At 39.6% G+C, this 13486-nt stretch carries 10 protein-coding genes; 6 read left to right on the top strand and 4 right to left on the bottom strand.

Annotation, left to right across the window (positions count from 1 at the left end):
* The first annotated feature begins 123 nt into the window (after positions 1–123).
* The 4 genes from ACYVJ6_RS08475 to ACYVJ6_RS08460 all read left to right on the top strand — a co-directional run bounded on the left by ACYVJ6_RS08475 (position 124) and on the right by ACYVJ6_RS08460 (position 3578).
* Positions 124–1095 carry a cation diffusion facilitator family transporter gene (locus tag ACYVJ6_RS08475; protein ID WP_460693621.1) on the top strand — a complete coding sequence of 324 codons (972 nt, stop codon included), beginning with the start codon at positions 124–126 and terminating at the stop codon, positions 1093–1095.
* Positions 1095–1535, top strand: a complete 441-nt coding sequence (locus ACYVJ6_RS08470) for an NUDIX domain-containing protein (protein ID WP_460693620.1) — start codon at positions 1095–1097, stop codon at positions 1533–1535. Before ACYVJ6_RS08475 ends, ACYVJ6_RS08470 begins: the two co-directional genes overlap by 1 nt.
* Positions 1532–2797 (top strand): adenosylmethionine--8-amino-7-oxononanoate transaminase, encoded by a 1266-nt coding sequence (bioA, locus tag ACYVJ6_RS08465; RefSeq protein WP_460693619.1) that lies wholly within the window; start codon positions 1532–1534, stop codon positions 2795–2797. Before ACYVJ6_RS08470 ends, bioA begins: the two co-directional genes overlap by 4 nt.
* 172 nt (positions 2798–2969) lie before the next feature.
* Entirely contained in the window at positions 2970–3578 is a 609-nt protein-coding gene (locus tag ACYVJ6_RS08460) for a hypothetical protein (protein ID WP_460693618.1), read from the top strand.
* On the opposite strand, the gene ACYVJ6_RS08455 is transcribed toward ACYVJ6_RS08460, so the two are convergent.
* The 4 genes from ACYVJ6_RS08455 to ACYVJ6_RS08440 all read right to left on the bottom strand — a co-directional run bounded on the left by ACYVJ6_RS08455 (position 3575) and on the right by ACYVJ6_RS08440 (position 8725).
* The gene (locus ACYVJ6_RS08455) at positions 3575–5446 is read right to left on the bottom strand and encodes an LTA synthase family protein (protein WP_460693617.1); all 1872 of its coding nucleotides are present in this window, start codon (positions 5444–5446) and stop codon (positions 3575–3577) included. The genes ACYVJ6_RS08460 and ACYVJ6_RS08455 overlap by 4 nt on opposite strands.
* A gap of 68 nt (positions 5447–5514) precedes the next feature.
* Complete coding sequence (locus tag ACYVJ6_RS08450; protein ID WP_460693616.1) at positions 5515–6156, bottom strand: DUF4412 domain-containing protein; 642 nt, start codon at positions 6154–6156, stop codon at positions 5515–5517.
* 37 nt (positions 6157–6193) lie between these two features.
* On the bottom strand, positions 6194–8308 hold the full coding sequence (locus ACYVJ6_RS08445) for a ComEC/Rec2 family competence protein (protein WP_460693615.1): 2115 nt from the start codon (positions 8306–8308) through the stop codon (positions 6194–6196).
* An 81-nt stretch (positions 8309–8389) separates the two neighbouring features.
* Positions 8390–8725 (bottom strand): MerR family transcriptional regulator, encoded by a 336-nt coding sequence (locus tag ACYVJ6_RS08440; RefSeq protein WP_460693614.1) that lies wholly within the window; start codon positions 8723–8725, stop codon positions 8390–8392.
* Positions 8726–8992: 267 nt separating this feature from the next.
* On the opposite strand from ACYVJ6_RS08440, the gene alaS reads away from it, so the two are divergent.
* Together alaS and gatB are read left to right on the top strand one after the other, a co-directional pair.
* Positions 8993–11710, top strand: coding sequence for an alanine--tRNA ligase (gene alaS / locus ACYVJ6_RS08435; RefSeq protein WP_460693613.1), 2718 nt, complete (start codon positions 8993–8995; stop codon positions 11708–11710).
* 275 nt (positions 11711–11985) lie between these two features.
* Positions 11986–13455 (top strand): Asp-tRNA(Asn)/Glu-tRNA(Gln) amidotransferase subunit GatB, encoded by a 1470-nt coding sequence (gene gatB / locus ACYVJ6_RS08430; protein ID WP_460693612.1) that lies wholly within the window; start codon positions 11986–11988, stop codon positions 13453–13455.
* The last annotated feature ends 31 nt before the right edge of the window (positions 13456–13486 follow it).

Here is a 13486-nt window from a genome sequence, read left to right as displayed (position 1 = left end):
ATATAGAAAATATGCCTAAGCCATTGACTATTAAAATGCACTTTTCGCATTTATCGTTTTGCTTGCAGCTTTCTGCTTTAGATACGGTTTGTTATTTATAAATTTGAAGCATATTTAACTGCTTTGCTACAACAAAAAAAGATCATACTTATATCGCTGATAACCGGCATTGTGTTAATGCTGGCCAAATTTGGGGCGTATTTTATAACGTCATCCAACTTTGTATTGACTGATGCAGCCGAAAGTATTGTAAATGTTATAGCCAGTTCATTCGCGTTTTTCAGTATTTATTTATCGTCCCAGCCCCGCGATGAAAATCACCCGTACGGGCATGGTAAAATTGAACACTTTTCGGTTTTTATAGAGGGAGGACTGATATTAATTGCCGGTTTGGTCATCATCGTAAAATCTGTTTACGGCATATTTTACCCTCATGCCATACATGACCTGCTAATTGGCGCAACTATTATTGGTATAACGGGTGCAGTTAACGGTGTTTTAGGATATTATATGATAGGCAAGGGAAAAGCCATTCCATCTATTACTATTGAAGCAGATGGCCGGCATTTAATTACTGATATGGTAACCAGCATTGGTTTAGTAATTGGCTTGCTACTGATTCATTTTACAGGGTTGTTAATATTGGATAGTTTATTATCAATTATTGTTGGATGCTATATTGTTTTTACGGGGTATACTTTAGTGCGCAGGTCAGTTGGTGGTTTAATGGATGAGACGGATTTTGATGTGGTGGCTAATGTGGTTGAAATTTTAAATAACAGGCGTAAAGAGGAGTGGATAGATGTACACAATTTTCGTGCGCAAAAGTATGGTAATGAGTTGCATATTGATTGCCATGTAACGCTGCCCAATTATTTTGATTTGAACAGGGTACATGAAGAGGTATCCATGATTGATAAGCTGATCAATAGTGAAGTTACCCAAACGGAATTATTTATCCATGCCGACCCATGTCTGCCCGATTGCTGCCACTATTGTAGTATGCCTAACTGCCCTATACGGTTCGAGCCTAAACGTGAGCATATTGAATGGACAATGGATAGGGTTATCCGAAACAAAAAACACTTTGAATAATGGCAATATTTAATGTACGTGCGTATGGTTTGTTGATCAATGATGACAGCCAGATATTAGTAAGTGACGAAAAGGAATACGGCAGGTTGTTTACCAAGTTTCCGGGCGGCGGGCTGGAATACGGTGAGGGTTTAACAGATTGCCTTAAACGCGAATTTTTGGAAGAATGTAATGTAGGTGTAGAAGTATTGAGCCACTTTTATACTACGGATTTTTTTGTAAAATCAGCTTTTGGCGACGCGCAGATCATCAGCATTTATTATAAAATAAAAGCCGTTTCAAATTTGGATGTATGTATAAAAGCCACGCCATTTGATTTTGATGGTGACGGAGAAGTATTGCAGGCTTTTCGTTGGATAGATATTACCAATCTAAAGCCGGAAGATATGACTTTCCCTATAGATCAGCATGTAGTAAAACTTTTAAAGGAGCTGGCATGAGTTTAACAGACAGGGATTTAAAAGTTATATGGCATCCTTATACCCAAATGAAAACGGCTTTGCCACCTATACCCATAGTGAGGGGCGAGGGCGCTTATTTGTTTGATGAGAATGGTAAAAAATATATCGATGCAATATCATCCTGGTGGGTGAATATACATGGGCATTCTCATCCCTACATCGCCCAAAAAGTAGCTGAGCAGCTAACCAAACTGGAGCATGTAATATTTGCCGGGTTTACTCACCCAGGTGCAGTTGAACTGGCAGAACGTTTACTGCAAATATTACCTTCAAACCAGCAAAAAGCTTTTTATTCAGACAATGGTTCAACCGCGGTTGAAGTAGCTATAAAAATGTGTTTGCAGTACTGGCATAATAAAGGCGAGGGGCGAACCAAAATTTTAGCCTTCAAAAATGCCTACCATGGCGATACCTTTGGTGCTATGGCCGTAAGCGGCCGCAGTGCTTTTACAGCCGCGTTTGATTCGTTACTGTTTGAGGTGGAATTTGTTGACCTACCCAATAAGGATAACATTCAGGATCTCAAATCTCAAATCTCAAATCTCAGTTCTCAATTAGCTTGTTTTATTTTCGAGCCATTGGTGCAAGGTTCGGCAGGTATGCTGATGTACGAAGCCAAATATTTGAATGAATTGATGGCGCATTGCCGCAAGGAAGATATATTGCTTATTGATGATGAAGTATTTACCGGTTTTGGACGCACTGGGAAGGCTTTTGCCTGTAACCATGTTACCGAGCAGCCGGATATCATGTGTTTCTCTAAAGGCCTTACAGGCGGTACTATGGCTTTAGGACTGACTACCTGTACACAACAAATATATGATGCATTTCTATCTGATGATAAGTTAAAGACCTTGTTTCACGGGCACTCTTTTACCGCCAACCCGGTTGCCTGCGCGGCGGCGTTAGCAAGTTTGGATATTTTTGAAGAGGCTGATACTTTTGCAAATATTAAGCGGATAGAAGATAAGCACAGCCAGTTTGCACAAAAAGTAAAACATCACCCCAAACTAAAAGCGGTACGCCAAACAGGAACTATTATAGCTATGGAATGGCAAACCGGCACTGATACATCCTATTTTAGCACCTTGCGAGATAGGCTATATTTGTACTTTTTAGAGGCCGGTATTATTTTGCGCCCGTTGGGTAACATTATTTACATTTTACCTCCGTATTGCATAACCAATGCCGACTTGGATTACATTTACAAAAAAATTGGGCAGGCGCTTGAAGAGATTTAGCAAGCGGCGGACTCACCCGGCTCCCGATAGCTATCGGGACTCGACCACCCTCTCTTCCGCAAGCGGGAAAGAGGGTAGAGTTTGGGAACCCTCTTTACGCCAAAGGCGAAGAGAGGGTCGACGAGTGAAACGATGTCGGGGTGAGTCGATTAATGAATTGATAAAGAAAACTATGCAACTATCTACCATACTACCTACCATAATTGCTAATAACGAATTACATGCACGCTGGTTAAACACGCTGTCGCTAATGGAAAATACCGGTGCGCGCAAAATATCAGCCAGTGAGGACCCGGTTACGGTTACCTATATCATACTAAAACATGCCGCCGAGGAACACCGCCATGCTTTCTATTTAAAAAAGCAGATAGAAAAGTCAGGCAAGGACCTATGCCCAACCTATGCGGATGAATACCTGGTTGCACCAGCCTGCAGTAAGTATTACCTGAATATGCTGGATGTTGAGGTGAGCCGCTATCTAAAGAAAGAACTTCAGCTATCCGGTCGTGAGTTGCGTTTTGCAGCTTACCTGCTGGTTACCTACGCCATTGAGGTACGTGCCGATGAACTTTATCCCATATACCAGGAAGCTTTGGATAATGCCGGCAGCAAAGTTAATGTCAAATCAATCATATTGGAAGAGGAAGGGCATTTGGAGGAGATGATCAACCAGTTGCAGCATTTCTCGCCTGTTTGGCAATTGCATGCCGACAAAGCGGTTGAACTGGAAACCCGCCTGTTTGAGCAATGGGTTGTAGAATTAGGTAAAGAGGTTAACTAAAACGCCAAATATTCTGTAAATATTCGCTGCATAAAGGCTTTGCCATAAAGCAGGGCCCTATCAGTTAAATTTTTGTCGGCATTTTTATTTTGGCGATAGATGACACGCTTGCCGGAGTTATCGTATGATACTGCCTGGCCGGGCAATATAAAACCAAAACCGTTATCCCAATCAAAAAAAGCAAACTCTTTGCTGTATGGGTTTAGCAAGTTTTTTGACCAGGTAAATTGCTGATGTGGCAAGTTTAATTGAGCCAATAAGGTAGCTGCCAGATCGGTTTGATTACCAAGCTTAGTGATAGTTTTACCACGATATTCAGGTTTGATCACATCACCATAAAATAGCATCGGGATATGGTATTTACCCGGATGAAATGCTCCGTGGCTATCTAACGGAAGGCGGTGACCATGATCGGCAATTACCACAAATAAGGTGTTTTTATACCAGGCTTGCTTTTTAGCTTCAATAAAATAATCATTTAATACCGAATCAGTAAAATAAGCCGTGCTCCTGAACATATCCGCCACATTATCACCTTTAAAATGAGGTTTCACCGGCAATACAAACGGCTCGTGGTTTGATAGGGTCTCTACAAACGAGAAAAACGGTTGCGGTTGATTATTAAAATATCCCGCGTGTATTTTAAGCAACACATCGTCATGCGCGCCCCAGGTAGAAAGGATGTCTTTTTCAGGAATATCGTGCTTATCTACAATACGATCCATTTTATGATCGTACATATAAGTATCAAAGTTCATATAATCGGCTTTGCCACCATAAAAATAGCTGGTTAAATAGCCGGTATTTTTAAACTCCGTAATTAAAGAGGGCAGTTTCCTTTGTTTTACTGTATCTAAAATAATGGTACGTATGGCCTGTGATGGAAACCCACTTAAAATAGCTATAATACCCTTGTCGGTACGGTCGCCGGCGGCATAGATATTTGTAAAGGATAAGCCACTTTGAGCCAGTTTGTCAAAGTTAGGTGCCACGCCTTTTTCGCCGCCAAGCGATGCGATCAGGTCGGCAGTAAAACTTTCCAGCTGAATAATAACCACATTAGGGCGGTTGGTGGTTAATACCTGTACCGTAGTATCTTTTTTAACCGCAAATGTTTCCCTTACCAAACTTTTAGCTTGTGCAGGCGGCATATACTTATAAGGGTTATGCGGTTTGCGAAAGTTTTCAAAAACGTTGTTGGCTAAATTCCATTCCGTGTTTTGGGCGGCAAGGTCAAGTATTTGCTTATCTGAAAAATAACCCGCGCTTTGGTCAATGGGCTCAGGCTGTAAGCTACCTCTAAGTATTATAAAGTTGATAATTATGATCAATACCGTAAGTATTAATTTATTTTTAGTGGTAACTATAGGGGGCCTTTTGTAGCTATGATCCAATATAAAATGTGATAATATTACCCCAATCAATATTAAAGATACGCCTATAGTAAGATTCAGTGCAATAGGCGTGGATGCGGTGGACGACATCGACTCGGCCGGTGCAATATATAAAGTTTCAAATGCCCTGAAATTTACTTTGGCGCCCCACTCGGTAAATATACCCAGGTCAATTATAGCTATAAAGCTGATCAGGAACAGGCATAACCACGTGTACGCTTTAAACCATATAGGATTAACAGGTTTATTGCCTATAAACCAATTGATAAAAAACACCACTAACGGAATTATTGCCAGGTAAGCAGTTGCAGAAGCATCCATTCGTAGCCCGTAAACGAAGGTTTCTAAAAATTCGGCTACGGTAACGCCTTTAAGCTTATGCTGGAAATAAATTAAAAAGACAGCCCGTGTTATGGCGAAGAAGATCAGCCAAAAAATATAAAATCTTATAAATGCAAAAAGGCTTCTGAACATTGGCGGCAAAAGTAATTATTTTTACAGTTAGGTTAAGAAGCCTTTAATAAATAGGATACAAGGTTGACTTATCGCCCATCTAAAGCGTTTAGTTCATTTAAGGTTATACTGTCAAACCCGGCTGGTATACTAAATGAACCGGCAGGTAATTTTTCCTGAGTGATGGATTTTAAAGTAGCATCAAAAGTTTGCCCTCTTTCAGTAGCTGTAAACTGAACAGGATATCCGCCGGCACCAACAAAAACTTTAGTCACATTGTTAAGGGGCGCAGTTAAATCATTAGTTACCCAAATATCAATGCTTGAGCCACTTTTTGCATCTTTTGCTATTACCTTCTTACAATTAAAACCATTTATCTGTTTGGTTTCCGTAGTTGCAGTAAAAGTATATTTAGGCGCCTTTGATTCAAGTTGTTCTAAGTCGGCTGGGGTTAATACCGCTGCTTTTTTTATGGATGCTATGGATACATCAACTAAAATTACCGCGTAAGTTCCGTTATTATTAGATATCAATTTAATATTGGCAGGTCCTTGTTGAGTTACATAAGCATTTGAATCAGGTTTAAATAAAAATTTAGCTTCCATTTCACCCATGTTACTTGCTATGCTATAAATAGCCGATCCCTCTGTATAAGTTTTTTGTGCTTTGGCACTTATGGTAAGGCAACTTACTGCCAATACCATTGCTATTATGGTTTGTTTAATATTCATTGCTTTTGGAGTATGAATTAATGTAAAAGTTTAATAATCAATAGCTATTAGATGCTATATTGAATGATTTGTTACGTTTTAATGACCGATAAGGGGTATTAGCGTTCTTTGCCTGTTGTTCCAGTTTGGCTACCAGCTCAGGCTTGTTACTGCCATCAATAATTAATTGTTGGTAAGTATAGTTTTCATTAATTGAGGTCAGATCAGTTTTTGGGTTATCGGTTATGAATAAATAGTCAACATGTAGTTTATGCGGCAATTGTTTACCAACTGCATTTTTATTGTAGATGAGTATACTTTTGTTTTTGAATTGAATAAGGTTATCGGCTTTTCGTAAAAATGGCAGATTAATGTTTTTCGCCAGATCATAAACTGATGTATCGTTTACTTTGCAGCTATCCAGGTAGGGTTGAATAGCGTATTGGTAGTTTTTATCCTTAGGATCTAAATCTGTTATTATAATCGCCTCATTGTTATTCTTAAATACAATACCCGAATGTGACCGTAGGTTGAAATAAGTAATGCCATCAGTTTTAAAGGCTTTATGTTTTTTTAGGCTGATGCAGATAGCGAACACAAAAAGGCAAACTAAGCTTACTTTAATTAACCATTTCCGTTTATCAAACAAAAAGTAAAACAAACAAATGATAATCGCGTACAGCAATAGATACTCGAAAGTGGTCAGCCAAATTTTACCAATACTGGCCAGGGGCGAATGTTCAATTATGGTTAAAGCCTTATTCATCCAAAGTATAGTCTGCTCCAGAATAACACCCAATACTTTGGACAGGACAGGTATCTGCGGCAGCAGCAAATAAACTAACCCCGTATACATAATTACCATTACCGGTAAGGCTATAATTAAGTTGCTCAATAAAAAGTAAACCGGGAACTGGTGAAAATAATACGCGCTTAACGGAAAGGTAATTACCTGCGCGGCGATGGATATGGAACATAGCGCCCATAATTTATCCAACCATTTATTGTTGACTTTAAAAAGATTGTAAACAATTGGTTGAAACACCACTAAGCCCGCTACTGCCAAATACGATAACTGGAAGCCTACATCAGTAATAAAATAGGGATTGTAGAGTAATAGGAAGAAGGCTGATATAGCGAGTATATTAAGCGTGTTAATGTACCGGCTATAGGTCTTGCCCATAATAATGAGCGATAACATCACCGCCGCCCGGCAAACAGCAGGAGAGAAGCCCGTGAGCAAAACATAATACCAAATGACGGTAACTATAATGATGGCTTTTAACAGCTTACCATACTTACGGCCATTTAAAAAGCCAAGCACATAGTTGAGCAGCAAAAATAAAATAGCCACATGCGCACCCGATACCGACAGTACATGTATAGTACCTGTTTTGGAATAAGCCTGTAAAATATCATTACTCAAGTCGGCTTTGTAGCCGAGTATTAAGGTAGATGCAACGGCAATAGCAGTAGCAGTAGTGTCATGCATATTCACTTTTAGCTTCTGCACTAAATTTTGCCGTTGCTGTAAGGCATAAGCTATTACAGGATTACCCGCATTTTTGTTGATCAACACATATTGTTTAGGATATAAAAAAGCCTGGTGATAAATATTTTGATGCGCCAGGTATTTTTTATAATTAAACTCTGCGGGGTTAAAGGGTGGGTCAACCTCGGTATAATTAGCAGGGATAAGCAGTACATCACCATATTTTAAACGTGTTGCCGCGCTGTCTTTTATGCTGATGAGTAAGTAGCCTGATGTATTTGATCGTTTTTTGCTATTTACCTGCTGTTCTACCTTCGCGTTGAACCTTATTAAGGCATTCTTTAAAACAGGTTCGTTATTGATTTTAGCAATGAGGTACCGCGATGACGATTTGGAAAAGTGGTCAATACCGTTTAAATCATTATGCTGTATAACACTTATCCATCCGGCTAATAATAAGATTAAACTCATTAGCGAGCCGCCCAGCCATTTTATGCGATATAAACCCAAACGTGTATAGGTTAAATTCAACCCGATAAAAACAAGGCTTAAAGCTGAAATGGATATGAATAGAAAATTAAAATAGTTGGCAGTCGAAAAGTTTAACCCAACCACAATCCCCAATAAAAAAGGAACTATAAGTAATACAAAAGGAATTTCGCCTTTATGGTTGGCCAACATGACAGGTGTTTGGTTTTATAAAACCAAAGTAATCAAGATAATCCTAAAATCCTATAAATCCTGGTTCAGACAAAAAGGAAATTACAATTGATCCCTAACTTCTAATAAAAACTTCTTCAAGTTTTCTAACGAGTCGATAACGCGCTGGTTATCCCTGGTATCGCCTAAATTATTTTTCAAATGCTCTTTAGCGCCGTTAAGGGTATAGCCCTTATCACGTATTAAATGGAAAATAATTTTCAGGTTCTCTATGTCCTCGGGCGTAAATAAGCGGTTGCCTTTTTTGTTCTTTTTGGGTTTAAGTACATCAAACTCTTTCTCATAAAACCTGATGAGTGATGTATTTACATCAAACATAGCCGCTACTTCACCCATGGTGTAGTATAGTTTACTGATCTCGCGTTCTTTGTAAGGCATAATGAACAAATGTAATTGATAATTTCGAATTTTTCGTTTGATTTTTTTTTAACGGTACTCAAGAAGGCTTCGCCGTTTCGGAATTTCGATTTCGGATTTATTAATAAAAAAAACCATGTCATTTCGACGAGGTACGAGGAGAAATCTATACACACGCTCGTTAAACAATGTATAGATTTCTCGCTTTGCTCGAAATGACAGTAAAGCGAATAAATCCGAAATTGAAAATTCGACATCCGAAATCCATTAAAACTTTATCTTTGCCCCATGACTGCTAACGAAATACGCCAGGCTTTTCTGGATTTTTTTGCCGCTAAGGGACACGCTATCGTTCCGTCGGCACCTATTGTTGTAAAAAACGACCCTACGCTGATGTTTACCAACGCGGGGATGAACCAGTTTAAAGATATATTTTTAGGGGAAGCCCCGGCAAAATCGCCGCGCGTGGCAGATACACAACGTTGTTTACGTGTTTCGGGTAAGCATAATGACCTGGAAGAGGTGGGTATTGATACCTATCACCACACCATGTTTGAGATGCTGGGCAACTGGAGCTTTGGCGACTACTTTAAAAAAGAAGCCATTGAGTGGAGCTGGGAACTATTAACCGACGTATATAAAATAGATAAAAGCCGCTTATACGTTACCATTTTTGAAGGTGACGAAAAAGAAGGCCTGCCTAAAGACCAGGAAGCCTACGATTTTTGGAAATTAGTTGTACCCGAGGATCACATCCTTTTAGGCAACAAAAAAGACAACTTTTGGGAAATGGGCGAAACAGGTCCGTGTGGCCCGTGCTCAGAGATCCATTACGATAACCGTACCGATGCTGAAAGAGCAGTAGTAAGTGGCGCTACGCTGGTTAATGCTGATGACCCGCAGGTTATTGAGATATGGAACAACGTGTTCATGCAATTTAACCGTTTGAAAAACGGCTCGTTACAACCATTGCCTGCTCAGCATGTAGATACAGGTATGGGCTTTGAGCGTTTGGTACGCGTGATACAAGGCAAGCAAAGTAATTACGATAGTGATGTATTTTCACCGACTATCGAGTTTATCTCACAAAAATCAGGTAAAAAATATAATGCTGCTGCTGTTCCCGGTGATGCGGATTGGAACGTAGCTGTTGCCATGCGTGTATTGGCCGACCATATCCGTGCGGTGAGTTTTGCCATTGCAGATGGACAGTTACCATCCAATAACAAAGCGGGATATGTTATCCGCCGTATTTTACGCAGGGCGGTGAGGTATTCCTACCAATACTTAGAATTTAAAGAGCCGTTTTTAAACCAGTTGGTGCCTTTATTGGCCGAACAGTTTAAAGGGGTTTTTGATGAATTGTACAACCAAAAGGATTTTGTGCAGAAGGTGATATTGGAAGAAGAAAATTCATTTTTGAGAACATTGTCGTCAGGAATTAAAATATTTAATGAGTACACTTCTGAAATTTTAGGTGACATAGCGATTGACTCAGAGAAAAATGTTAATGTTTTAAGCGATATTCATTTCAAAGACTATGGAGCAATAATAAATAAAAACATTTCCGGTGATTTTGCTTTTGAATTATCTGATACTTACGGGTTTCCAATTGACTTGACTGAATTAATGGCAAGGGAAAAAGGATTTACTGTAGATATAGAAGGCTTTAATAAGGCTCTCGAACAACAAAAAACCCGTTCACGTGCTGCATCAGCTATTGATACCGGAGACTGGGTAGTATTAAAGGCGGATGATACGGTTGAGTTTACCGGCTACGATGAAACTGAAAGTATTGCCCATGTGGTTAAATACCGCAAGGTTACTGCTAAAGGTAAAGAGCAATATCAAATTGTACTGGATAAAACACCTTTCTATGCTGAAAGCGGTGGCCAGGTAGGTGATACCGGCGAACTGGTTTTCCCGGATGGTGAGGTTGTAGATGTTACCGATACTAAGAAAGAGAATGGATTGATCGTACATTTTGTAGATAAACTACCCGAGGACATTGACGATGCCTTAACCGCTATTGTTGATAGTCAACGTCGTGCCAACATCATGAATAACCATAGCGCTACGCACTTGCTGCATGCCGCTATGAAACAGGTGTTAGGTTCGCACGTCAACCAAAAAGGATCATTAGTTAACGAGGATTATTTAAGGTTCGATTTTTCGCACTTCGCTAAAGTTACCGATGAAGAAATAGCACAGATAGAAGCCATAGTTAACCAAAAGGTGCGCGAGAACATCGCTTTAAAAGAAGAACGGGATGTGCCTTATGATGTAGCTATTCAAAGCGGTGTAACCGCCTTGTTCGGTGAAAAATATGGCGATTATGTACGTGTGATCACTTTTGATGAGACATTCTCCAAAGAGCTTTGCGGTGGTACGCACATTAAATCAACCGGGCATATTGGTTTCTTTAAGATAATTGCCGAAAGCGCGGTTGCTGCAGGCGTAAGGCGTATTGAAGCCATCACAGGTGTAGCTGCCGAGGTGTTTATTAATAACCAACTTAAACTGGTTAGCCAGGTAAGGGAACTATTGAAAAACCCTAAAGATGTTTCAAAAAGCATCGAAAGCTTATTGGAAGAGAACAATCGACTTAAAAAAGAGATAGAAAAAAGCGTCTTAGAAAAATCATCAGGCTTAAAAAACGAACTGGCTCAAAAAGCTGAACAGGTTAACGGCATTAACTTCATTGCGCAAAAGGTAGAATTACCCAATGCTGATGCTATTAAAAACCTTGCTTATAACCTAAAGGATATAGTTAGCGATTTATTCCTGGTATTAGTTGCCGATATTGACGGCAAACCAAACATTACGGTTATGATAGCCGAAAATTTGGTTAAGGATAAAGGCCTGCACGCAGGTAATATTGTTAAGGAACTGGCTAAAGAGATAAAAGGTGGCGGCGGTGGTCAGCCGTTTTTTGCTACTGCGGGCGGTAGTGATTTAAGCGGATTGGATAATGTGTTGGTGAAGGCGAAGAGCTTTATACAGTAATTGATTATTATTTATTGATAATTAGCTAATTATTGTAATTAAATAAAGTATTACTTATGGTTTACACTTTTTTGCTTCTAATTTTATTAATTAGTTGATTATCAAATAATTGAAATTATTTTTTGCTGAAATGTGTTAAGTTGTGTAAACCCACATTGTTAGTCATAAGCAATAAGTAAGAATGATGCTTTTTAATACTTGCTTAAGCAGGTTAATTGTAAAATATTATATTTGGCCTTTCAACATCGGGCAAAATATAGCTTGTATTATAATTTATGACAGTTCTTGCAGGAGAAATAGGCGAAAAGTATGAGTTAGTTGTCGGGTTAGAAGTTCACGCGCAACTATCAACTTCAAGCAAAATGTTTTCTTCAGATTCGGCTGCTTTTGGCGCCGAAGCTAACCACCATATCAGTGCCATATCATTGGGTCACCCGGGTACATTGCCGCGCATTAATAAAACGGCGGTGGAGTACGCGGTTAAGCTGGGTTTGGCTTGTAACTGTACTATCAACCTCAATAATACCTTTGCCCGTAAAAATTATTTCTATGCCGATCTGCCTAAGGGTTACCAAATAACTCAGGATCAGCACCCGGTATGTTTGGGTGGTTCTATTACTGTAAAGTTGGCCGATGGTACTGAAAAGCAGTTGGCTATTCATCACATACACATGGAAGAAGATGCCGGCAAAAGCATGCATGATAGCCATCATGAGGATTCTTTAATAGATTTAAACAGGGCGGGAGTACCTTTGTTAGAGATAGTATCTGAACCGGATATGCGCAGTGCCGAAGAAGCCGGGCAGTTTTTAACTGAGATACGTAAAACCCTTCGATACCTTGATATTTGTGATGGTAACATGGAAGAAGGCAGCATGCGCTGCGATGCCAATATTTCTGTTCGCCTCAAAGGAGCTACTGAATATGGTAACCGTTGCGAGGTGAAGAACTTAAACTCTATCCGTAACGTACAGCGCGCTATTGAGCATGAGTTTATTCGCCAGGTGAATGTTATTGAGGCTGGCGGCCATATCGATCAAAATACGCTTAACTTTAATGCGGATACCGGCGAAACATCCGTATTACGTTCCAAAGAAATGGCAAACGATTACCGTTATTTCCCGGAGCCTGATCTGATGCCTATAGCTTTGGATAAAGAATATGTAAACAGAGTTAAGCAAACTATGCCGGCATTACCGCATGAGTTGTATAAAAAATATACCGATCAACTGGGTTTGTCTGAATATGACGCAGGTGTAATTACCGCCGATAAAGAACTGGCCCTATTTTTTGAAGAGCTGATAAAACACACCAACAACCATAAATCCGCTGTGCATTTATTGATGGGGCCGGTTAAGTCATACATGAATGATCATTCTGTGCATATCAGTGATATCAATGTACAGCCAAAGGCCTTAGCCGGGTTAATTAAACTGGTAGATGACGGAAAGGTTAATAATACGGTTGCTTCACATAAGCTGTTCCCGGCGCTGTTAAGGTCGCCTGAAAAAACTGCTGAGCAATTAGCTGGCGAATTAAACCTGTTAATAACAACCGATACCAACGATGTGAGCCAATATATCAACGATGCTATTGCTAAATTCCCCGATAAGGTGAAAGAATACCAAAAAGGTAAAAAAGGCGTTGTAGGCTTGTTTATGGGCGAGATCATGAAAACTTCAAAAGGTAAGATCGATCCGCAAAAAACCAACAAACTATTAATAAAAGAATTAGAATCACGGTAAACATTTATCGGGTATCTTTATCATCTATATC

It is taken from the genome of Mucilaginibacter puniceus (assembly GCF_054783175.1).
This window is presented reverse-complemented; position numbering and strand designations above follow the sequence as displayed.